Genomic DNA, 24,070 nt, shown 5'->3' on the forward strand with positions numbered 1-24,070 from the left:
AGGGGGATAAAAAAATTATGTTAAATGTTACAATGGCTTTTAATCCTATTGTTTTTAATGATTGGATTAACAGTAGGCTACAAGAAGAAAACAGTAAATCTGACGTAGAATTTAATCACTTATTAGATACTACAAACCATAATAATACCAATCCACATGCTAATAATCATGGGAATAATAGTCCCCATGATAATGGGTATTGGCATTCTAATGGTGGCGGGGGACATAGTAATAGTGGAAGTCCACATTCTAATGGTACAGGGCCGCATAGCAATGGAACGCATGATCATCATAATTATCCTGCGGTACACTCTAATTATACAGGGCCTTTGTATCCTGGAGGTCACCATAATGGTATAAGAGTACATGAAGATGGTGGCGGTCATTATAACTCTGCTCCCCACTCAAACTCAGGAGGAAATCACAACAACACTTCCTCACCTCACAACAACAACAGTCCTCACGACAATGGTTATTACCATAATAACTCAGGACATAGTAATGTGACTCATAACAATACAGGCTTCGACCACCAAAACTACATCCCAACAATTCCTGAACTTTTTCAGTTAGACCATACTGATAGGGTAAAGGATACAATTACAATTGGAATCTTCAGCTATGACAGAAATGTTAAACCAGCGGGGTCTACAGATGCCGCCAGTAGAACAATAAAGTACAACTTAAGAATTAGAAAGGTGAAAAACCTCGATGGTACACCAACTGTATCTGCGTGGCGAAACCTGTTAACTAATTCTACTAATAACACATTCGAATTAAATACTAAAAACCCTCTAGGGGCAGGATTAAATGATGGTATTTATGAACTAGAGGTCTGGGGACTTAATGATCCTCGCAGTCAAAATGGAGTTGCAAAGCAGTATGTAGGTGAGAAAAAGGTTATTGAGATTGTTATTAATCAGAATATGGCTCCTGAGCTAAGGGTTAGAAATGGAAACGAGTTTATTAACTTTATTTTCGGACCAGATGGAGCAATAGATGTTAATGATGGATTCATTTCATATACGGATACCCTCTATACTGAAGCTTCTGGAGAACAACAAGCAGGAATTTTTGTGTCAGTTGAAATGAAGGATAATGATACAGACAACTGGCAAAAAGGTTGGACATACTTAGTTGATTCAAACAATCAAGAAATAGCAGGAACAAGAGTTAGTATTATGTGGGATTCGGGCGAAGTTGCGAGATCTAATGGTAGTTTTGTAAATGGATATGCTTTTATTGCTAAAGATAAATTTGTGAATGAGGTGCTTAAACTTGAAGGTGCTAAGGTAGTTGTGGCGGTTCAAGATTTTATGAATGAAGCATGTACCAACCCTGCAGGTGAAGTAATTACGCTACACACGATTTCTGCAAGTGAACTAACCAATCTCTCTTTCCATATAGATACAGTTAAGCCTAATGTAGTATCAAATAATGAAGATTATGATTGGAAGAAAGAAGATATCGATGTATCCCTAACCTATACAGATGATAGAACAGGTATGGGAGTTACAGAATATGCTATTACCGATAATGCTACAGAGCCTAATGAATGGCTGACATATGCAGGTGCAATAAATATTAATATTGATGGAGTATATTATATTCATTATAGGGCAGTAGATCGAGTTGGTAATGAACAAAAGGGCTACTTTGGTCCATATCAAAGAGATACGATATTACCTCAGTTTACTAATGACAATTTAAATTATGACTGGACTAATGAAAACTTAGAAATTAATATTACTATTGATGAAATCGGTCTTAGTGGTATCAAGTCCTTTGAATATGCTATATCTGATAGCGATATTCCTGTAGCTGATGGATGGGCTCCTTATGTAGATAAGCTTGCTATCGACATTGATGGTCAATATTACTTACATATTAAAGTAATTGATAATGCAGGGAATGAAGCCTATGAGCTATATGGTCCTTATAGACTTGATAAGCAAGCTCCTTCAGTAGTGACAGACAACGAGGACTACGATTGGAAGAATACTGATATAGAAGTTAATTTAACCTATCTTCAAAATGGTCTAAGTAATATAGCATCTACTAAATACTTTATTAGCGATCATGCTAATACTAACCATATTGAAGAAGCCGAATGGCTAGACTATACTGATTCAATAACTATTGATACTGATGGCAGTTATTTTATACATTACATGGTTAAGAACGAAGCAGGAACAATCATTAAGGGTGTATATGGCCCATATCAAAGGGATACAGTTCCACCTAGCATAACGATTATTGGCGAAAATGGGACAGGTTCAGATATCTATAAGTATGTAAATGAAATAAATTTAGATTTATTATTAGAAGATCATACTGGACTGACTGGATATTTTGGTGTTGTTACTACACAAGGGGAAGTTCCAACAGAGGTATATTCATTCGATACCGACGAAGGCATTACCTATACAGGGGATGGTACTGATGGATTACAACACTATTATGTATATATTAAAGTAATTGACGAGGCTGGAAATGAAACTCAAGCATGGAGTGAGGTTTATAAGTTTAACAACACAGCGCCTACAGTAAATGATGTTAATTTATCCTTAACAGATGGATATCTACAAGGGTTAGTAGAATATAACTTCTCTAGTGATTGTGAAATAAATACAGAATTGGCTGAAGATACTTTGACCTATCGCATCTATCAAAAAAAGGTAGGGGAGGTTGATTTTAAGTTAGTAGCAGAGAGTATATTTGACCCTAATCATCAAGAAATAGACAGACACAAGTTATTTATAGACTATTATATTGCAGAATATCAACATAATGAAGGGTATCTAATCTACTTTGAGATTGAAGACCTTGCAGGAAATATAAGGGCTTATCCTTTAGAAGGTGAATCTACTATAAAATCTCTAGAACTTACTGTACGAAAGGAGATAGCAGACTTAGAAATCATTTCTATTGGAGATATTATGATGTTTAATGACAGAATCATATTAGGCTATAACAAAGAAATCGAGTTAAATGTAACTGCTACTTTTGTTGATGATACGACAATGAGTTTATATCCAAACGTAACTTGGGAGATATCTAATTCTTCTATTGCAACATTAACACCAATAGGGGATACAGGCAGGGTAAATTTAATTGCTTCGGAGATAGGAGACCTTGTAATAACAGTTACAGATCACTTGACTGGACTCACCTTTGAAAAGGAAATTGAAATTTTAAAACCTGTAGAAAACTTCATAATGCTAAATGACCTAGAATTGATTTATGGAGATAGCATTACTATAAATGTGGATGCCACTTTAGAAGATGGAACCCTCTATGAAAACTATCCATATTTCTATATTACAGCAGATGATGACAGTCTTGTAGATATTAATGGTAAGGAGATTACTTCAACTGGACTGGGCGCGACAATGATCATGATAACCGATGCCTTTGATTCTTCTAAATCTGTTTCCTTTAAATTATTGATTAAAAAATCTCCACTGCAGAGATTAGAAGATATTGTCATTCCAACCGATACTCCAGTACCGACTATTGACTTACCAGAATTAGAACCAGGACAAAGCTATATTATTACTGTTACCCATCAACCATCAGATGAAGTAGTTATTATTGAAGCTGTTGAGGGTGGTAGTATAACTTTAGAGGATCTACTAGAAGGGCATGATTATGATATAAAGTTTGAGGTTGTAGATTGTGATGGTACTCAATTGGCTGAAAAGACTATCAACTATACAGTCATCGATATAACACCACCTGTAATTGAGGGGGCCTATATGCTTGGTGGCAAATTATATATTCTAGCTACTGATAACTATAAACTTCACAATACTCCCTATGGCTTTACTATACTGAATGAAGGTAATGGAACATTAATGTTAAGTGTCCAAGAAGATCCTTATGGTAGTATCATTTTAGTTTCCGACAATGGACAGAGTGTAACCAATACTAATTTCATCGCTGACAATAACATTCAGGTAGCAGCTCCTAAAACAGTAATTGTTAAGGTGATTGACCATTACCTAAACAATACAGAAATGGAATTAGAGGTAAATAGGGCAAATCAAGTCGTATATGGCGTGGTACCACAAGAGATTATAAATCAAATAAACTATGCTAATAATCCACCGTCGGCTCCATCGAGACCGCCATCTTCAGTAGTGACAGAAACTCCATTACCACAAGAAGTCATTACAATAATAGAAAATGTCTTAGGAGATGGAAACTTAAAAGTAGATCCTATGCCGAGTGCACCAAATTCGGGTACTGGTAGCTTGCAGGTACAAACGGGAAAATATATTGATGAATTGCAGAAGAGTTTAAATAAGCATAACTACAAAGGACAACTATACTACCGAATTGATGTAATTGAAAAGGGTGTAAATAGACTAGTCTATACAAATACGGTTGATGATATTTCAAATATTGTCATTCCTGGATTATTAGATTCTACCACGTATATTGTACGAGTTAGTATAGTCCATGATGGAACTAGATTAGCTTTTAAAGAGATTGAAAAACAAACAGGAGATGCTACACCACCTGTAATAGAAAAGGTAATAATTAGTAACGGTATGCTACAGGTATTTGCGACAGATAATATTGCGCTACATGATGCAGCATATCAATACCAATTGCAAATGGGAGGCTCTACTATAGTATTTAACCCATTCGGGCATGAGAAAATCAATGGGATGGAAGTTGTATCTATTGATTTGGCTTCAATACTAGCATCTAATTGGAATCATCAAGCTTGGACTTCTGAATCTCGTCTATCTGGTTTAGATGTAGGAACTAGAGTACGAATAACAGTAAGAGACCATGCCAATAACTACACGATCACCGATGTTGATGTTAATGCTAACGGTACCTTCTTTGATACTGTAAATGGGAATCAACCACTTAATTTAAAACCTAATCAATCAGTAGAATTAGAAGCTATATTAGCAGATTTAATTAATAAATATAATCAAAATAATCCAGACAACCCATTGAATATTAATGAAATTAATCTAGATGATTTTGATATAAGGTTAAGCGATCCATCATTAGCTTATTTTGAAAATGGAAGATTAGTTACAAGAGGTAATGGTTATTTAGTTGTTACTTTTAGAGATAAACAAACAGGCACCCTTTACAAATATGGTATTTATGTTTCAGATGTAGAGCATTTTGATAGAAGAATTATAATTCAAACCAATTCTGAAACCAATATAGATCTTGCCTTCTCTCAAGTCATTGAGCGGGAGTTCGGAGAAGAATTACACAACATTATTAATATAAATGAAGAATTAGGAGAAATAATCGAGTTAGATAATAAAGATAGAATTTATACTGCATTTGATCAGGAAGGATTGGCACAGCTTATTTTGACCAATGGAAGGAAGAAAGTACCGGTATATGTAATTATAGTAAATGACAAATTCCCTGAATCAAACATTGAGCGAATGATTACAAAGCTGGCATTTGTAGTAAAAGAAGGAGATGTAGTAGATGCAAAGGATATTTCAGTATTCTACAACGAGTATTTTGATTCGGCTAACACAGATTACTTAATCATTGAAACTACAAATAATTCTGCAATTGTAGAAGGAACTGAAATAAGAGCAGTAAAGGAAGGATTGGCTCGTATTAATGTTATTGATCTGGTTACTCAAAAAATGGAGATTATTGATTTTAGAGTAATTGCCATAACTGAAAAACAAGAACATGAAATTAAACCTCAAGATATTATCGGACATTGGGGAGAGGAAGAGATAAAGAATATTTTAAGTAGAGGACTGTTAGAAGATTTAAATACTTCAAGTTTCAGACCTAATGAATTTGTTACTAGAGAAGAGTTATTAAAATATTATAGTCAACTAAAGGTTTATTTAAGGGATAACGCTATCCAAAGACGTAATGTATTGGCGCTAGAAATTAACAAAGAGGATATTAATTATCACCATATCATGGAGGCTCTAAATAACATTTCAATGTTTGAGGTAGAGCATTTATTTGGAAAGACTCCTTCATTAAATCAGATGGTAACTAGGGAAGAAGTAGCTGCTTTACTAGCTTTAGACCTAAAATTACCTAACTCAAGTCAAAGGGAAATATTTACTGACACCCTAAGTTCAACCTTTCATAAGCAAATATTAGCCGTCAATGAGTTGGGTATTATGGGGGGCTTTGGTGGGGCATTTAATCCCCAAAAACCGTTAACTAGAGCAGAATTGGTTGTAACATTTAGCAAGTTAATTGATATGCTTGAATAACAATTTAAGCCTCCATAATGGAAGGTCTAATGTGGAGGCTTAAACAACCCTTATAATAGGTAGATATCAGGTGGAAGAGTTTGAATTTTATGTAAATATTACAGGGAGAATTAAGTAATTTTTATGTAAAAATAGTATAATGTTTATAAATAGTTATTATCTGACAAGAGGGGAGCATAGTAATGGAGTTTGACAAGTATCCTAAAACAGGTCAAGTCATGATTGGAGAATTAATTAAGATCTGTGATGCATTTTGGAAAAAAGAAATTAATGAAGAAGAGTTTAAAAAAATATTGAAGTATTATTTTGTAAATGAAGAAAAGAAGTTTTATAAAGAGGGTAAGATTCGAAGCACTATATGTAAAGATTTAGGTAAAAAAAGAATGGAACTAATATCAAAAATTATGGGGGAATTATCATGAAAAAATTTGTTGCTGCTTTATTAATGATCATGTTAGCTTTAAGTATAGTTTCAACTTTATCAACATCTGTAAATGCAAATACCCAAGTTCGAGTCAGGGTAGATGGTAAATTGGTATCGTTCCCAGACCAACGACCTGTTATTGAAAGTGGCAGAACATTAGTACCGATTCGTTTTATCGCAGAAGAGTTAGGACATAAAGTTGACTGGAATGGACAAAAAGGGGAAGTCACTATTCAAGGTGAAGATAAAGATATAAGACTTGAAATAGGTAATATTCGCCCTCTAGTAAACGGACAAGCAATTACCCTAGATGTCCCTGCTAAATTAGTGGGAGGAAGAACTTTTGTACCTCTTAGGTTTGTTAGTGAAGCTTTAGGGGCAAAGGTAGATTGGAATAGCAAAACTTCAGTTGTTGACATCTACACAGGTGGAGAGATTGTTGAAGAAAAGTATAACACAATAGAAAGTCTTAACCTTAAGGTAGAAAAAGTTGAATCTTTTGGAGATCTATTTGTTAATACACGAACAGGAAATAATGCTTTATTACCTTTTTATCAAGAAGTAGTTTTTATTACTAAAGAGCAGTTACCCTTTGCTATCGGAGAAACTATCATTTACGATATAGAAGCTATCAACGATCAAAGAACACTAAGCGTAATACAAAATACTCCACCATCAGCTAAAAATGATACAGGTTTAAATTTTCTACTTGTAAATAATGAAGATAAAGGCTCAAGATATAGAACACCATATGTACAGTTTACGAGAGACCTAGGAAATGGACAAAGAAGTGTTGAGTATTCTGTGGTCGGTGGGTCAGATAGGTTTTTTGATGATAACTTTGAAAAATATACCCTTGACCAAGCTGAGTATATTGTTTTCAATACAGCAAAAAGCAATATAGCAATTGCACTAGAAAATCCTTGGAGATAAGGAGGAGCAGCAGTGAAAAAACTCGTATTATTTTTAACTTGCACAATATTAACGATTTCTTTATATTCATTTAAAGTAGATGCAGTAAATTTTCATCGAGAAGGGGATAATGATAGGTATTTTGTAGGTATGATGTATTTTGATACATGGATCCATGCTGACGGGAAGACATGGCAAAATAATATTAGCCCTGTAACACAATCTCCTATAACGAAGACACAAAATTATTCTTTTAACTTTCCTGAACGAAGAGTAAAGAGTGTTACAGTTACTGCTTATAATGGTAAACCGGAGGAGTACATAGAAAGCTCTAGAAATGAACTATGGGCAGTGTTTGCAAGAAGCTCTGCTACCAATGTTTTGCCTACAACAAGTAATCAGAATGGAATAGGAACAGGTGAGATCTCATTTACTGTAACAGTTAATGCTAATTTAAATGCAGAAAGACCATTGGAAATTACAGATGAAGCTACCCAAGCAATTCATGAAAATGTAGAAGGGTATAGAACTTACCTGCCTATTCTGATTAAAGTAGAATTAGAAGCTGAATCAAATGCCCCTAAGACTAGCATCATGTCAACCTTCAACAACTACACAATCAACAGACAGGCTCCAAAGAATCAACATACCTTTTGGATGTACCATAATAGCGACTCTTCAGATGCTTTTATTGTAGAAATTAGATCGCAGAAACTTACTTCTGGGGGATGGTTAGAAAGAGAAATACACCCTTTAAGAGAGATTATTTTCGATTCTAATAGAAAATTAAATATAATCGGATTTAATTCTGATGGGACCCCTATTGATGTAACAGTTTGGAGAAAAGGTAAAGAACGTACTGACCTTTCTGATACCTTTAAAAATCAGTTTTTTAGAGGATATACAAGACAACAGAATGATGGGACATATTACTACTATCAACATTATCAATCCACAGCTGATGGAGAATTATATCCAACCTCCCAGTTATTAAACTATGTTCCAAATGCAAATATATTAGACTACTTAAGTAGATTTGGGCTTCACAATTTAGAAGACTATGAATATCGAATTATGAATCCATAAGATTAAAAAAAGGTAAAGGAGAAGGTACATGAAGCATGATAGATCAGTAATTTTATCTCTAATTTTAGTACTATTATTTTCCGTGAGTACCTTTGCTAATGGGAATGTGATAGATATACCAAAGGGCGACTTTTCAAACCCTCATATATTAGCACAATTAACCTTAGTAATGGAGGATGGATCAAGGCAAACTTATAATATTTTTCAAAGTCCCTTTGTCGACGATGAGCGACAAATTTACTCTTCAATAGAGTTTGTCTATGAACAACAAAGTAATGTAAAAGAGATATTGTTAATTAATGGAGTGCCCTTAAAAAATACTAAATATAGTGCTTTTTCAGGTACTGTAGATAGAAGGAAGGTAAGGACTGAAGAGTCTGATTATGCAAAAGGAAAAAATCATGACATGATTAAAAGAAATCCAGATGCAGGAAAAATTAATACTCCCCAAGCTCCTATAAGAACAGCAAAGGTAGAAATTGACGGGAAATTAATCAATTCAGATGTAGATGCCTTTGTTCAAAATGGTCGTGCTATGGTGCCATTAAGAGCAATAGGGGAGGCCTTAGACACAGAATTTGGGTATCACTTTATAAATGAAGAATTAAAAGTGGTATGGATGATTCGTTATGATGCAAAGATCGATTTAAATATTGGAGACCATCGAATTTTTAAAGATGGCAGGTTTCTTTTTATGGACCAACCACCTATTCTTAAAGAGGGGCGGACTTTTGTTCCAGTACGATATATAGCTGAGTTATTTGATTGCAAGGTAGAGTGGGATGAATCAATCTCAACAGTTAAAATCTCTACTCGAAAATAAGGATACTTTTAGATAGGGGGGAAAGTAGTGAAGATTTTCACTAAAAACAAATATATTGTTCTGATTTTAACATTAGTCTTTCTCAGTACAAATATACTTTATGCACAAAACCTCAATTTTGGGGGTATTGACTATATTAATACTAAAGGTGAAATAATCTCCTTCGGCGGAAACCTATGGAACGATAATTATTCAAAGGGAACAGCTATATTTCCACTCTCAGAGGCGTGGAGTCCTGTTCAAGTAGGTCATTCAGACGGACAACCCCTGATTGTAGATGGGATTATCTTTACTATTTCTGGCAAAAATCTTACCGCAATAAATCAAAAAACAGGGGAAATTCTTAGAACAACTAATATTCAAATGATATATCCCCATTTTAATTCTAGTAATTTATTTGTACTAAAACATTCAAATGAGAAATATCAGTTGATCACTCCATCAAAGGACGGTAAAATTCTTAGTATTATGGCTAATGTTGTTAGAAATAACGATGAGGGGATAGTAGGTTTAAGCTATAGTCAACATTGGCAATGGGATGTAACTAAATTAGAACGAACCGGTTTAACGGTTTCTCAAATACTAACAAATTCAGTAACGGTCTTAAAAGATGCAAATCCATCTATTAATAAAGCTTATCTAGGTTTTGGTACTTACACAGGGCATATGGTTGTACTAGATGCTACTTCAGGAGTACCCGTAGTTAATGGGGCTGTTGAATTTGATAGTATCTTAGGAAGTGGTAGCGGAATCGTTTATCGAAACTTTGCTGATATCATTTTACCTTCAAATAATCCTTCTAAGAATGTGGGAGGGGTTGTAGGTGGTACAGTACATAATGGGGTACTTAACTTAAACTTAGGTAATACTAAAGACTTCCATACGGAGGGTATTATCGGGCCAATGGCTTATGCTGTAATTAATAATATCGGAACGGGTGGTACAAGAGGGATGTTAGTAGCCCAGGATAAACTAGGTAGAATAGTAGCTTACGATACGTCTAATAACGCTTTACTGTATATGGTTGATAAGTATGTAGGGACGAGCACAATCAATAGTATATCCATTGCAGGTAAATATTTATTAGTAACCTTTGCAGAAGAAAAAAATGGTAGGTCTAGAATAGTAAGCATCAATTACGAAAGAGCTATTGAAGCAGCCCAATATGATACAAACAAATTAGCAAATGATGCCATCGTCTTTGAAGAAAGTTTTGATTCCCATAGTTACTCAGGAGCTACTGCAGTTTCTGTTGCAGAACAAGAACTTGATAGTTTTGGGAATATAAAAGAAGTAATTTATAGGGAAGTTTTCATGGTTGCTAATAGATCTACCAATAGCAGCACTAAGAATATCCAAATGTTTTATTTAGACCAATATCATTCAAATACTAAAAGACCGATTTCTGTCCCTTATGCTTTTCAAAGAGAAGAATCCTCTGGTGTATTTAATACGACTAATGGTCTTCATATTACTGGAGGAGTAACTTCTCAGTTAAGCTATGGAGGAGGTTATTTAATCTTTGTTGATGGTAGGGGATACTTACATGCCTATACAGCAGTAAAAGAGAACAATCTAGCGCTAGTAAACTTTGAAAATTCAAGTGAATTACTGGAAAAAGGAAATACATACCAAGCTGTAGTAGATGTTGTAAATTATACTGGAGAGTTTCAAGAGAATATTCCTATCGAATTTTGGATTAATGATGAAAAAATCCACGAGGGTAGAATTGATTTTGGAGCAGATGGGATAACGGTAAACTTCCAATATACAATCCCTTTAAATTATGATAAGGATTATTTAAAGCTAGATGCTAAGTTAAATATGGTTACTCCTAGAACACTTAATGAAAAAACTTATGATGATAATATAGCTACCCTTATGGTGGATGTTATGAAACAAGAAGAATTAGATTTAGAAGTTAGCAAAATAACCCATAGTCGGTTTTTTAGAGGACAGTATGGAATCGTTAATGTTCATGTTAAGAACAACTCTGATAAGACTATTGCCAGCCCTAGTGTTCCTGTTAGGCTACAAATTGCAGGAACCAACGTAGAATTAGTAGAACAAATCAACCTAGCTCCTAATGCTACCTCTACGGTGAGTTTTAGAGTACAGGTACCAGACCAATTAATGTCTTTTGTGCTAGTAGCAGAGGTAAATCATACAAGAGTCTATACAGAAACAAACTATGCCAATAACAGAAAACAAGCAACTGCTAATATCATTAATGCCTTTGCCTCCACCGGCTGTATTAACTCATCGACAACCTGGGAGGAATATAGAAGTGTAGACCAATACACATCGGGCAGTATTGTGAATAGACATTACGAATCAAGATTTAGTCATTATAACTATGTTCAAGGTGGCGTGATTGGTACGGGCCCTAATGGGAATCCAATATATAGTCAAATTCCTGTACCAGTTTACGTTAATGTGCTTGTTGGTTATACGGTTAGATTTCAAGCAACACTTAATGGAACTATGACGGTAACACCCAATAGTATAAAAGCGGGATATGGAATAGAGGTAGAGGCTGAAACATGGGTTACCACTAATTATGACAAGCCCTATAAGCTAACAAATTCTCAGTCTATCTATGCTTATTTCCCAGATTCAAATACGCCTGTTATGTTGGAGCCTCAAGGGAATGTAAGTTCATTGTCTAAGGTCAAGTGGATACTACCACAGAACCTACAATCGGTATTCAGGGAAAGAAGGCATTATATACCTGTAGAATGGCCCGATGGACCATATAAAATAAGTTTAGATATGCAAAATGCTGTAACGCCAAGTGTTGCCCTTTGTAGACAAATGGAAGGAAGTATAACGATTGATGGGCAGATGTATGAAGACGATCATACAGGAATTAGATAATAATGATGAGAGAGGTTTTAATCCTCTCTCAATAAAATACTAAATTGGGGTTGAATATGAAATTAACTTTAACAATTATATATTTATTTGCAATATATTTTCTACTTTATTTTCTCCAGTCTTTGGAGTACAGATTGGGTAGAAAAACTTATTTAACTACATACCTATTATCAATTTATTTAGCACTTATGGTTGGATTCAGACAAGTATCTTTTGCTACTAGTCTATTATATGGAATAGTGACGATCCTATTAGTTTTGGTGGCTATAGTAGATCTACGATACAGAAAGATACCAAATCAACTTAATTTACTGTTGCTATTATTTAGTGTATTGAATTTAATAATAGGAAAAGTAAGTTTATTTAATCATCTAACAGGCCTTCTATTGATGATAGCTTTATTCGTCTTCTCAGTACTTTTTACCCATGGAGAAACAGGAGGCGGAGATTTTAAATTATTACTAGCACTTGGTTTGTTTTTGGGATATAGCACCATCTATAAGGTAGTTATAATTGCAACGATATTTGGTATTTTAGTAAGTTATATAAAAAAAATACTGTCGGAGGATAGTACAATTCCATATGGATTATTTATAAGTATATCGGTTATATATTTTTTAATTGCCAGATAATCTGTCTTTTCACACATATTTAGACATTAATTACAATGGGAAGTTTAGTAAAAAAGGGAGGATCATTTTATGGAAGAAGTCATGGATAATTGTTATAAATATAGGCATAAAAAGATAAGACCTATTGCTGCAACAAGAAAATATCCACTACCAAAATTGAATAAGTTATTGCTTATATACCAGAGGGATAAACTGGGGAATGAAAAAATTGAAAAAGTTAAGGGGGTATTTGTTAGTTGTTCAAATGATAAGTTAATGAAGTTAATTGTAACAGGAAAAAACTACTCGTACTCTATGTGTTATTCCAAATCAGATATAATTTTAGGAATCTATCGTTATGAGTACATAAATGAGGCATCATGATAATCTTTGATAGTTGTATTTGAACATAGTGTCAACTGGCATAGGTATTATTAATTTATTGATTTTAATCTTCCCTTAAGGCCATACAGGGGGATGGGAGAATAAATAATGATACAGGTAAAATGAGGAAAAGCGTCTAACAATTTAGTTATTGTTGTTATTATGATAATATAAGGCTGTGAAATTATACTGCAAAATTGTTCTAATAAGTATTAAAAAAATCTAAATGTAGTGCATCTTTGTAATTTAGATATAAGTTTAAATTTATAAAGATAGAATTCTGTTATGGGAGGATAGTTGCTATGACATACTTAAATTCAGGAGAAAAAATTAGACAGCTTCGAAAGGCAATGGACTTAAAACAAGATGATTTAACAAGTGATGAAATTACTAAGAGTCTAATAAGTATGATTGAGTCAAATAAAAGAAATTTGACATGGAAAACAGCCTATATAATAGCTAGAAATCTTAATAAATATTACGCTACATTAGGACAAAACATCACACCAGAGTATCTTATGAGGGCTGAAGAAGATGATGCAAGACAAGATATAAGGAAAAATATAGATGAACTAAAAGAGGCTGTCAAAACAGGAGCTTTAGATGAAAAATTAATTCATCATAATTTTAAACAATTGGCTGAGAGTATAATTAAATTCAATTTTAAAGATGAGTTGATGGAATTTAAAATATTAAGGGGGACATTTTTTTATAATAATGATCAGTACCAAGAAGCTTTAAAAGACTATTTAGATGCATTAAGTTATGCTAATGAAATAAAAGCTTTCAATAAAGTTGCTTGGCTTCATATTCTAATAGGTAAAACATACAAAATGCAGTCGTTAGTGGATACTGCCATCATACATTTTATTAAGTCTCTTGATATTACTTGTATTAATGAATCATATGATAGTGAAAAAATTAAGGCATATTCAAATTTTAATCTTGTTATTTGTTATGAAATCAAAAGAAGACATGACTTAATATTTAGCCATATAAATAGTTTTAGAAAACTAAACTGGAACGATCCTGAATTTAAAATTTTTAGTGACAGGTTAGAATTGATAGAAGCTAATACCTATAGAGTCATTGGTAACTATATAAGAGCAGCTGCAATTTATGATAAGCTTTTAGAAGCAAAAGGATTAGATTTAGAGACTATGTTTTTAATATATCAAAACTATACATTGCTAGCATTGGAAGAAGGGAATGCACAAAAAGGGTTAGAATATAATGCTAAAGCAAAGAATTTAAAAGAGCAAATAGATATTAGTCAACAATCTGCTCTGTTATTATACGAAGCAAGATGTTATAATTTACTTGAGAAACATAAAAAGGTATTTGAATTATTGGAATTTGCAGTAAAATTGGTTGAAAGAGTACCGAATAAACACCTCATTGTAGATATACACTTTGCATTAATTGAAGCTTTTATGCAGTATAAGGATTTTTGTAAAGTTGAAACTTACCTAAATGAAGTAGAGAAAATTATCTTTAAAAAGGAACTTAAAAATAGAGTTAGTGAGTTAAATTCATACTATATTGATTACTATATAGAAATTGGAGATCGTAAAAAAGCTAGAGAATACAGTAAAATGATACGTTCTAAAAACTACCTAGTACCATAATTAGTGCATTAGAGAATGTATTAGAGTAGGTAAATTGATGAAGGGGGACAAGTGGTGGGAAAGAGAGTAATAGAGTTTGCAGTTAAAGGTTTAATCATTAAAAATAAACATTTCCTTGTAATGCATAAAAAGGGAGACGATCATCAATGGGAATTACCAGGTGGACGTATGGAGTTTGGAGAAACTGCAGAAATGACAGTAGTAAGGGAGATAGAAGAAGAAACGGGGTTAGTGGTGGAGCCAGTTAAGATCCTTGATACTTGGAATTTAGTAAGGGAGGATCGGCAGATTACTGGAATAATATATTTATGTAGCTTAAAGGAGGGGAAGATCAAACTTTCTCATGAACATGATGCATATCGTTGGATACCAGCTGACAGAGATTCCTTTGAGCAGTTGTATGATTGTTTTAAGTCGAAAATGGTTAAGTGGGATTGGAATCAATTAATTCATGATGTGACAATAGAGGAAGATTTAAAAAATAGTATATCTGGCACTGATGGATCTATTGTTGAAGTGAAGGATGAGAATTTTCATGAGTGGGTTACACTTTGCCTTAAGCTTTGGCCAGCGAATAAAGGGGAAGATATGGAAGATGAGTTTAGACAATTGATGAAATTGCCTAAGAATAAGGCATTTTTATATAAAAAGGATGAAGAATATATTGGTTTTATCAACCTTTCCTTACGAAGTGACTATGTTGAAGGTTCTAGCTCTAGTCCAGTTGGTTATCTTGAAGGAATTTATGTGGAACCTAGCTTTCGTAAAAATTACATAGCTAAGTCCCTACTAGAAAAAGGCGAGGCGTGGGCAAGGGAAAATGGTTGTACTCAAATAGGTTCGGACATTGAATATCATAATGAATTAAGTTACGTTTTTCATACAAATGTCGGTTTTAAAGAGGCTAACAAATTAATTTGCTTTATAAAAGATTTATAAAATTTAAGAGATAATTGCATAATACCATAACTTTGAATTTAAATCTGCTGATGATAATAACAATTAATTATACAATTTTCTCAAAAAATTATATAATTTCCTCAAATATCAATTGTTATTATAATGTGTGTTTATATAATAGCTAAGATAAAATAAATCCTTAGAGTTATATCTAGGGATTTTATTGGCAATAAATATAAAAAATAGATGTAAAATTAAGCATTACGATTATTTAAGAAATATTTAAGATTTTGTTCACCTAGAATACACATAAAGCTGATATACTATATTGGTGGTAACATGAAGACGATAAAAAGTACTAGAAAGACAAAAGTAGTGATTATTGAAGGGGGTTATAAAATGATTAAAAAATTAATTTTAGTTTTAATGGTAGCAATGTTGTTGTTTTCTATTGTAGCATGTTCATCTAATAATGAACCATTAACAAATGAGTCTCCAGATGATGTAGTAGCAATTGTAAATAGTAAGGAGATAATGCGAAAAGATTTTGATAGAGCATTAATGAGTATAAAAAATAACTATCTACAATATGGTATTGATTTTGACAATGAAGAACATGCAGATATGTTGGAAGTAGCAGAAGAAGAAGCGCTATATAATTTAATTCAAGAAGAATTACTTTTACAAAAGGCTTCTGAAAGAACCTTTGATTACACAAAAGAAGATGTAGCCTTTGAGATTGAACAGTTAAAGGCTGAATTAGAGGGCGAAGAAGAATTTGAAAAGCTATTAGAGCTAAATCAATTAACTTTAGAAGAATTAGAGATCATGATTTATAATGACAACATTATTTCCCGTTATATTCATGAAGAAATTGGAGAATTAACAGTAACAGATGAGGAACTTTTAGCAATTTATGATGAGTATAGTGAATTTGTCGAAGATATGCCAGAGTTTGATGAAGTAAAGGATCAATTAGCTGATGAAGTTAGATACGAAAAATATATGATGGGTTTAGAAGACTTGCTTGAAAGATTAATGGATGAAAGCGAGATAGAAATATTAATATAATGAATGTATGGCCCTACAGATTGTGGGGTTTTTTTATTGTATAACTACTAAATATAGAGGAAGAAAAAAAGGGTTCTCAAATGATAAGAGAATCCCAAGAATTATCTGCATTAATTATATTAGGTAATTAAATCACAATAGCTTTCAATAGCTTAGTAACATAACTGTTAATAGCTTTAGATAAGTCATATTTGCCATCATGCAAACACCAATCATAAACAACTCCTCTAACAGCAATAAAAAGAAAAATAACTGTTTCATTAGGGGTCATTTCAGTTGAGAGTTCACCCCTTTGTTGTCCTTCCTCAATTACCTTTTCTAGTACTGATTGCATATGACGCCCTTTAGTGGCAAATAGGTTGTTTTTAACTGTATAGAGCTGTTTCACAAAATCAAGTCCTCTTTCGAGATTATAAGTTGCATAATAATCAAAGAATTTAACAATTCGATCTCTTGCTGGGCCTTCTACTATGCTGACGGCAACAACATCTTGAAAATAATCATCTGCCAACTTGAAAATTCTATCAAGAATTTGGTTTTTAGATCTAAAACTATTATAAAAAGACCCCACCGACACACCGGCAGCCTTACATATTTCATCAACAGTTATATTTTGAAACCCCTTTTTCTGTATTAAATCTACTGCAACTTTATAGATTTTATCTTGAGTATTTTGGGCTTGTATTTGTCGGCTTGTCAGTTTTTTGTTCATTAGATAACTCCCCTGTCTTTTGTAGATATACATAAATTATACCAAATTAAAATTTCAAAGTAAATTATGGGGAAATGGAATAAAAAAATAAACATCTTTAAAATCTTTGTTGATAATTTATTAACAGAAATATATAATGAACATATTCGGTGAATGCGTTCTACGAAACCAGATATGAAATAACAGCTATTATGGCGCCGATAGCTGAATGAAGTAAATCCCAAGTAAACCCCAAGAAAATCAAAGAGAATATTGGAGGAGTATAAGATGAAGCAATTACTAAATAGTAAAAGAGTATTATCTTTTATGTTATGTATGATTTTAATTATTTCGGTTGTGGGTTGTCAAAGTAAAACTTCTGAAACGTCAGAAGATGCTATGTTTAAAGCTGGTACGTATACAGCTACAGCCCTTGGTCATAATGGCGATATAAAAGTAGAAGTAACAGTTGATGAAATGGAAATTAAGGATATTAAAATTTTAGAACACAACGAAAGTCCAGGTATTGCTGATCCTGCTATTGATAGAATACCAAAGGCTATTATAGATGGACAAACCTTAGCTGTAGATGCTATTTCTGGAGCAACCATCACTAGTGATGCAATCATCCTTGCAGTGACAGAGGCAATTAAATTAGCTGGCGGAGATATTAAAGCATTAAGTGAGAAAAAAGCAGGAGAAAACACAGCTAGAGAAACTGTTGAATATACAACTGATGTTGTTGTTATTGGTGGTGGTGGTGCAGGTCTTGCAGCAGCAGTATCGGCTCATCAGAATGGAGCAGAAGTTATTCTTCTTGAAAAAATGCCTAGACTTGGTGGAAATACCATTCTTTCTGGTGGAGCATTAAATGCAGTTGATCCAGTGAGACAAACTAAGCAAGGTATTGAAGATTCAGTTGATAAACACTTTACTCAAACCTACGAAGGTGGAGATAAAGTAGGTAATACTGATTTAATTAGAACCTTTGTAGAGAATGCTTACCCAGCAGTAGAATGGCTTGAAAGCTTAGGAATGAAATTTAATGATGAAGTATTTACTGTTTTAGGGGGACTTTGGCCAAGAGCCCATAAGCCGTCTACCCCATTAGGAACAGGATTTATTGACACATATGAAGCATATATTAATGCCAATGAAGGTGTTGAAATTTTACTAGATGCAGAAGTAACTGAGTTATTAATGAGTGATGGAAGAGTTGTAGGTGTTAAGGCTAATGGCTTAAATGGTGAAATAATTGTACATGCTAATAATGGTGTAGTGATAGCAACAGGTGGATTCGGTGCAAATGTTGAAATGAGAGATCAATACAATAAAAACTGGCCAGCCCTTACCCAGATTAAAACAACTAATCATCCTGGTGCAACGGGTGATGGAATAGCTATGGCAGATGCGGTTGGAGCAAATCTAATTGACTTAGAACACATTCAATTATTACCTATGGGAGACCCTAAAACAGGAAGTTTAAGTGGTAACATAGAACAGGGTGTTGAAAATCGTATTTTTGTAAATAAAGATGGTAATCGTTTTGTTGATGAAGGCGCAAGAAGAGACGTTATGACAAAAGCTTTACTTGAACAACAGGATGCCTTTATGTGGGTTGTTTTAGATTCCCATTCTTATCCATCAGGAGATGTGAAGAACAACTTTAATGAATCTATTGACGAGTTAATCGCCCAAGGAAGAGCCTTTAAAGGGGATACCCTAGAGGAGCTTGCAAATGAAATAGGCGTAGATGCAAATAATTTAATCAATGCAGTTGAAGAATTTAATAAGACTGTAGAGAAGGGCGGAACTGATGCCTTTGGTAGAACCTTATTTGCAGATAAAATTGATAGTCCTCCTTACTATGCAGGTGCCCGTGTACCGACAGTACATCATACAATGGGAGGTATAGAAATCAATACAAGTGCCCAAGTATTAGATGTTAATGGAAAGATTATTCCAGGTCTATATGCTGCAGGAGAAGTTACAGGTGGTATTCATGGAAGTAACCGTCTAGGTGGAAATGCCCTTGCTGATATTGCTGTATTCGGAAGAATTGCAGGAGAAAGTGCAGCAGCTAAAAAGTAGAAATAAAAAATTAAGTTTATAATAAAAGAAGGAATGACTATTATATGAATTTATAATATGTTATTCCTTTTTTCTTTTCCATTAGGTATATTCAATATTCTTTTGTTAACACTAACTTAATAAAGAATAAATCAGGAGAGGAAGAGATAGGATGAAATATATTTATCCCTATAGAGAGTGGATTGGAGGGATGGTGTTTTTTATTTTGATATCTTTTTATGGAGTATATCTATTGTATGATATAGGTGTAAATTGGATTTTTTATATAGGGTACATTGCATTGTGTTACTTGTTTATAGATTGGTATTGGAACAAAATACAACTGTATCGAAGTAAATTTATCGTAATTAGAGATGATGAGATAGAATTTTCTTTTGATTATTGTAGTAAAAGTAAGAAGTATAAAAAAGAGGAGATCGAATACATATTCAATGTTAACCATAGGCAAAGACTAAAAATACATAATGTTATTCATATTTTCATGAAAAATGGTGATTACCTGTATCTGACAAATGAAGTAACAAATTTTGAAAATCTAAAGAGACAGCTAAAGATTTATTTTCCAAAACAATATGTTGAAATTCAAGGAACAATTATTGGGGTTTTAGAAGGAAACATAAAGAAAATATTGATAGATAAGCTAATAGATAATAAAAGAAGCGCATAATGATAGAAGTCTAAGTCTACCCAAATTGACTAAGGCTTTTTTATAATGAATGGGAAATGGCATCCTTAATTAAAAAGAGTAAAAAAACTTTATATAAATATGTTTTAAGATATGCAGACTACTATTTTGATTAAATAAAATCTTACTAGGAAAAGATTATTTACTTTATAAAAAATTAAGAATTTTGATAGGGGTTAGAACCTAGCGATAACTTTAATATTACTATATAATGTAATACAGGTGGGATTACTTAGGTTTCGCCAATAAAAAGTTATTAAATTTCATGATGTAAGAGGAGAAACTATATGAATATTATTTTTATAATCGCTATGATCGTTATCGTATTACTAGTTTATGGTGGTTTAACTTATTCTATTGGGTTAGCGGGGTTACGTTTTTTTACTGCTGCTGGTTTTAACCCTTCTGCAATTATTTATTGGATTATAGTGGGTCTTATTGCATTTGCATTTTTTATTGCAAGGGGAGCAGACCGATGGTTGCCCAGTTGGTTAAGTCACTCATTAGAGCTTGTTGGAGCTTATTGGTTAGGAATCATGACGTATTTAACGATGATTTTATTTATTGGCAAGATACTTTTACTTGTAAACAGAAGGCTTCAATTTATTCCAGCGGGATTAATAGATCAACCAAATTTCTCTATTATATCAGGGGTTATTGCTATTTCCTTGGTTTTGATTATTTTACTTGTAGGTAGCTGGAATGCTCGAAACCCCCATATAATCCATTATGAAGTCCAGTTAGATAAGATAGTAGAGGAACATGAAGAATTAAAAATTGTAATGCTATCAGATTTACATTTGGGTAGATTGGTTAATCGAAAGCAATTGGAAAAAATTGTGGATCAAATTAACCAACTAGAAGCGGATCTAATTTTGATGCCAGGTGATATCATTGATGATCGCATTGATGCTTTTGTACAACAAGATATGATGTCAGTATTTAGAAAACTAAAATCTAATTTAGGAATATATGCTTCAATGGGAAATCACGAATATATTGGTGGACAAATAGAAAAGGCAGAGAAATATTTTAATGAAGCAGGTATAAATGTACTTAGGGATGAACATATAAAAATTGAAGAGCAATTTTATATTGTTGGAAGGGAAGACAAGTCCTTCGAACGATTTCAAGGAACCCGTCGAAAAAGCCTAGCAGAAATATTAGAAAATGTTGATAATAGTAAACCGATAATCATGCTTGATCATCAGCCAGTAGATATTGAGGAAGCAATGGAATCTGGTGTTGACCTTCAGTTATCTGGTCATACCCATAGAGGGCAGTTGTTCCCCTTTAGAATTTTTACACGCAAACTCTTTCAAGTAGATTGGGGTTATGAAACCTTTCAAGATTTGCATGTAATTGTAACATCAGGTGCAGGGACATGGGGTCCACCTCTTCGTGTAGGCCATAGATCAGAAATCCTAAGTATAAGCATAAAATTTCAATAACTACCTTTACAATATAATATAAACCACATCAGTAATAGACAAAATAGGTAATAAAAGAGCTCCCTTTATAGTAATAATTTATTGAAGAAATAAAGGGAGTCTTTTATGTATTGAATAGAAAAGTTATACTATAATTATTTTTACAAGATTTCCATCTCCAATAATTCGTTGATGGCATCTTTACTATAATTAACTATTAATTCTTCGGGAAAATTCAATTCATTTATAATTCTTTTGCAATTTGAAAAATCACCTACAGAGAAAGAGATATGGGCATCACTGCCAAGAATAGCTTTAACACCATAATTTTTACATAGGGTTAGAAACTTTCTTATGTTTTCTTGCGCACCCTCTCGAAAACTTTCTGATCTTAAAGAAGAGTTATTAACTTCGAGGGCGACATTGTTTTTTTTAGCTGCCATAACAACCTTTTCATAATTAAGGGGATATCTAGAATCATCGGGATGTCCGATGACCTTAACATAGGGGTTTTCCATTACTTTAATTATTGCATTTGTGTTTTCATCTATGGTACCAGATTTAAAACAAGGGGGATGTAGGCTAGCAATTGCATAATCTAATCTTTCCAAAGCCTCTTTAGGAATATCAATAGTACCATTATAGTCTAGAATGTTAGCCTCTACACCCTTTAAGATGATGGTACCGTTAATTTCTCTTGGTACAACGGATAAGTTAAAAAAGTGGTACAAATGACAACTGCCTGGCATTTCAGGTCCATGGTCAGAGAATCCGATAACTCTCAAGTTTTTATTTTGTGCTTGCCTAATCATTTCCTCCATGCTGCTATAGGCATGGCCACTGGAAATTGTATGACAGTGTAGATCTATTAACTCTTTCATTTTGTCAATCCTTTCCTAAAAACATTATCTTTTCAATTATAACATATTTTTTATTAGTTAAATAATAGCCTATGAATGTAGGATTGACTTATCTATTTAAGGTAGGAAATTGCATAATAGCATAAATCTAAATTTAAATACGTTTTATGCAAAGATGAAGTCTGAGTTGTACATTGAACACTAAACAGCGAAGTTTTCATTTTGCAATAATATAAATCTAAAATTAATTATGCCATCTCATAAGTATATGAGTAGATACTTGCAATAGTTCAGTATAATATAAATTATAGTATTGGAGGAATAAGGAATGATATTTTATTTTTCAGGTACAGGAAACTCTTTAGAGATAGCAAAAAAGATGGCTCATCAACTTAATGACAAAATTGAATCGATCTCTTCATTTATCGTAAAGGATGGGGGGGGATATGAGTATTATTTAGAAGATGGAGAAAAAATTGGCTTTGTTTTTCCGGTATATGCTTGGGGGGCGCCCAAAATGGTTTTAGATTTCATCTTAAAGTTAGATCTTGTTAACTATAAAAACCATTTTATTTATTGTATTGCTACCTGTGGTGAAAATATTGGTGGTACTATGGAGCAGTTAAATCATTACTTGAAAAAGAAAATGTTGAAGTTAGATAGTGGGTTTTCTATCAAAATGCCAAATAATTATATGATAATGGGCATGGATGTAGATACAAGAGAAGAAGCCGATGAGAAGTTAAGGAAAGTGGATACCATTGTTGAAAACTTTGTTTCAGTTGTTAAAGCTGAAAAAAGAAAGGTGTTTCAGGTAGAAAAGGGTTTGCTACCTACTATCATAACGCCAATTGTAAACCCGCTTTTAATGAAATTTGGGATGAATACCAAAAAATTCTATGCAAAAGAAAATTGTACTTCCTGTGGAATTTGTGAAAAGGTGTGTAATGCCAAAATAATTAAGGTTACTGATCAACCTAGATGGGGTAATGGGTGTAGTCAATGTTTAGCATGTATTAATTTATGTCCAGTCAATGCAATTGAATATGGTAAAGGAACAATAAAAAAGGGAAGGTACCGCAATCCAAATGTAAGTATAAAAGATTTAAGTATGTAGCGAGTAGATAGAAATATGATTTTTAAGGGATACTTTTTGTGGGGGGATTAACTACAAATAAGTATCTTTTTGTCATTAATATAGAGTAAATCTTAATAGATTCTATTTATTAAAAATTGTTAATAATTTAGTAACTAATAAGTAATAATTCCCTTGGAATGAGTAAAAATACAGGATTTTACATATAAGACAACAGATTGAAACAGAGTAATAACAGTAGCTAAAGGGAGTGGTGGTAAAA

General features: G+C 33.0%; 17 protein-coding genes. 15 read left to right on the forward strand and 2 right to left on the reverse strand.

What is annotated here, in order from left to right; all coding sequences use genetic code 11:
* Positions 1 to 17 precede the first annotated feature (17 nt).
* The 11 genes from T335_RS0115770 (at position 18) to T335_RS0115820 (ending at position 16,955) form a co-directional block, all read left to right on the forward strand.
* Positions 18 to 6,239, forward strand: a complete 6,222-nt coding sequence (locus tag T335_RS0115770; RefSeq protein ID WP_026478392.1) for an S-layer homology domain-containing protein — start codon at positions 18 to 20, stop codon at positions 6,237 to 6,239.
* Between the two features lie 182 nt (positions 6,240 to 6,421).
* On the forward strand, positions 6,422 to 6,661 hold the full coding sequence (locus T335_RS0115775; RefSeq protein WP_026478393.1) for a TIGR04540 family protein: 240 nt from the start codon (positions 6,422 to 6,424) through the stop codon (positions 6,659 to 6,661).
* A complete protein-coding gene (locus T335_RS21760) occupies positions 6,658 to 7,596 on the forward strand; it encodes a copper amine oxidase N-terminal domain-containing protein (RefSeq protein WP_051569352.1) in 939 nt (312 codons plus the stop codon). Before T335_RS0115775 ends, T335_RS21760 begins: the two co-directional genes overlap by 4 nt.
* Before the next feature lie 12 nt (positions 7,597 to 7,608).
* Positions 7,609 to 8,661 carry a hypothetical protein gene (locus T335_RS0115785; protein ID WP_026478394.1) on the forward strand — a complete coding sequence of 351 codons (1,053 nt, stop codon included), beginning with the start codon at positions 7,609 to 7,611 and terminating at the stop codon, positions 8,659 to 8,661.
* Positions 8,662 to 8,689: 28 nt separating this feature from the next.
* On the forward strand, positions 8,690 to 9,484 hold the full coding sequence (locus T335_RS0115790; protein ID WP_026478395.1) for a stalk domain-containing protein: 795 nt from the start codon (positions 8,690 to 8,692) through the stop codon (positions 9,482 to 9,484).
* Positions 9,485 to 9,511: 27 nt separating this feature from the next.
* Positions 9,512 to 12,361, forward strand: coding sequence for a CARDB domain-containing protein (locus T335_RS0115795; RefSeq protein WP_026478396.1), 2,850 nt, complete (start codon positions 9,512 to 9,514; stop codon positions 12,359 to 12,361).
* A 134-nt stretch (positions 12,362 to 12,495) separates the two neighbouring features.
* Entirely contained in the window at positions 12,496 to 12,993 is a 498-nt protein-coding gene (locus tag T335_RS0115800) for a prepilin peptidase (RefSeq protein ID WP_026478397.1), read from the forward strand.
* Between the two features lie 69 nt (positions 12,994 to 13,062).
* Positions 13,063 to 13,356 (forward strand): hypothetical protein, encoded by a 294-nt coding sequence (locus tag T335_RS0115805; RefSeq protein ID WP_026478398.1) that lies wholly within the window; start codon positions 13,063 to 13,065, stop codon positions 13,354 to 13,356.
* Between the two features lie 302 nt (positions 13,357 to 13,658).
* Positions 13,659 to 14,984, forward strand: coding sequence for a helix-turn-helix domain-containing protein (locus tag T335_RS0115810; RefSeq protein WP_026478399.1), 1,326 nt, complete (start codon positions 13,659 to 13,661; stop codon positions 14,982 to 14,984).
* Between the two features lie 54 nt (positions 14,985 to 15,038).
* Positions 15,039 to 15,923, forward strand: coding sequence for an aminoglycoside 6'-N-acetyltransferase (gene aac(6'), locus T335_RS22070; RefSeq protein ID WP_084281421.1), 885 nt, complete (start codon positions 15,039 to 15,041; stop codon positions 15,921 to 15,923).
* 360 nt (positions 15,924 to 16,283) lie between these two features.
* A complete protein-coding gene (locus T335_RS0115820) occupies positions 16,284 to 16,955 on the forward strand; it encodes a SurA N-terminal domain-containing protein (RefSeq protein WP_026478401.1) in 672 nt (223 codons plus the stop codon).
* A gap of 127 nt (positions 16,956 to 17,082) precedes the next feature.
* Here T335_RS0115820 and T335_RS0115825 read toward each other — a convergent pair whose 3' ends face one another.
* Positions 17,083 to 17,667, reverse strand: coding sequence for a TetR/AcrR family transcriptional regulator (locus T335_RS0115825; RefSeq protein WP_026478402.1), 585 nt, complete (start codon positions 17,665 to 17,667; stop codon positions 17,083 to 17,085).
* A gap of 267 nt (positions 17,668 to 17,934) precedes the next feature.
* Here T335_RS0115825 and T335_RS0115830 point away from each other — a divergent pair, with 267 nt between their 5' ends.
* From T335_RS0115830 to T335_RS0115840, 3 genes are all read left to right on the forward strand, one after another.
* Entirely contained in the window at positions 17,935 to 19,737 is a 1,803-nt protein-coding gene (locus T335_RS0115830) for a flavocytochrome c (protein WP_026478403.1), read from the forward strand.
* A gap of 151 nt (positions 19,738 to 19,888) precedes the next feature.
* Positions 19,889 to 20,404, forward strand: coding sequence for a hypothetical protein (locus T335_RS0115835; protein WP_026478404.1), 516 nt, complete (start codon positions 19,889 to 19,891; stop codon positions 20,402 to 20,404).
* A gap of 305 nt (positions 20,405 to 20,709) precedes the next feature.
* Complete coding sequence (locus T335_RS0115840; RefSeq protein ID WP_051569353.1) at positions 20,710 to 21,873, forward strand: metallophosphoesterase; 1,164 nt, start codon at positions 20,710 to 20,712, stop codon at positions 21,871 to 21,873.
* A gap of 140 nt (positions 21,874 to 22,013) precedes the next feature.
* Here T335_RS0115840 and T335_RS0115845 read toward each other — a convergent pair whose 3' ends face one another.
* Positions 22,014 to 22,733 (reverse strand): phosphatase, encoded by a 720-nt coding sequence (locus T335_RS0115845; protein ID WP_026478406.1) that lies wholly within the window; start codon positions 22,731 to 22,733, stop codon positions 22,014 to 22,016.
* A gap of 307 nt (positions 22,734 to 23,040) precedes the next feature.
* Between T335_RS0115845 and T335_RS0115850 the strand changes: the two genes are divergently transcribed.
* Positions 23,041 to 23,829, forward strand: coding sequence for an EFR1 family ferrodoxin (locus tag T335_RS0115850; protein ID WP_026478407.1), 789 nt, complete (start codon positions 23,041 to 23,043; stop codon positions 23,827 to 23,829).
* Positions 23,830 to 24,070 lie beyond the last annotated feature (241 nt).

It is taken from the genome of Alkaliphilus transvaalensis ATCC 700919, assembly GCF_000621485.1.
GTDB lineage: Bacteria > Bacillota > Clostridia > Peptostreptococcales > Natronincolaceae > Alkaliphilus > Alkaliphilus transvaalensis.

Coding starts and splice junctions, on each gene's coding strand:
- T335_RS0115770 (WP_026478392.1), top strand. CDS start 18: ATGTTAAATGTTACAATGGCTTTTAATCCTATTGTTTTTAATGATTGG.
- T335_RS0115775 (WP_026478393.1), top strand. CDS start 6,422: ATGGAGTTTGACAAGTATCCTAAAACAGGTCAAGTCATGATTGGAGAA.
- T335_RS21760 (WP_051569352.1), top strand. CDS start 6,658: ATGAAAAAATTTGTTGCTGCTTTATTAATGATCATGTTAGCTTTAAGT.
- T335_RS0115790 (WP_026478395.1), top strand. CDS start 8,690: ATGAAGCATGATAGATCAGTAATTTTATCTCTAATTTTAGTACTATTA.
- T335_RS0115805 (WP_026478398.1), top strand. CDS start 13,063: ATGGAAGAAGTCATGGATAATTGTTATAAATATAGGCATAAAAAGATA.
- T335_RS0115810 (WP_026478399.1), top strand. CDS start 13,659: ATGACATACTTAAATTCAGGAGAAAAAATTAGACAGCTTCGAAAGGCA.
- T335_RS0115820 (WP_026478401.1), top strand. CDS start 16,284: ATGATTAAAAAATTAATTTTAGTTTTAATGGTAGCAATGTTGTTGTTT.
- T335_RS0115825 (WP_026478402.1), bottom strand. CDS start 17,667: ATGAACAAAAAACTGACAAGCCGACAAATACAAGCCCAAAATACTCAA.
- T335_RS0115830 (WP_026478403.1), top strand. CDS start 17,935: ATGAAGCAATTACTAAATAGTAAAAGAGTATTATCTTTTATGTTATGT.
- T335_RS0115835 (WP_026478404.1), top strand. CDS start 19,889: ATGAAATATATTTATCCCTATAGAGAGTGGATTGGAGGGATGGTGTTT.
- T335_RS0115840 (WP_051569353.1), top strand. CDS start 20,710: ATGAATATTATTTTTATAATCGCTATGATCGTTATCGTATTACTAGTT.
- T335_RS0115845 (WP_026478406.1), bottom strand. CDS start 22,733: ATGAAAGAGTTAATAGATCTACACTGTCATACAATTTCCAGTGGCCAT.
- T335_RS0115850 (WP_026478407.1), top strand. CDS start 23,041: ATGATATTTTATTTTTCAGGTACAGGAAACTCTTTAGAGATAGCAAAA.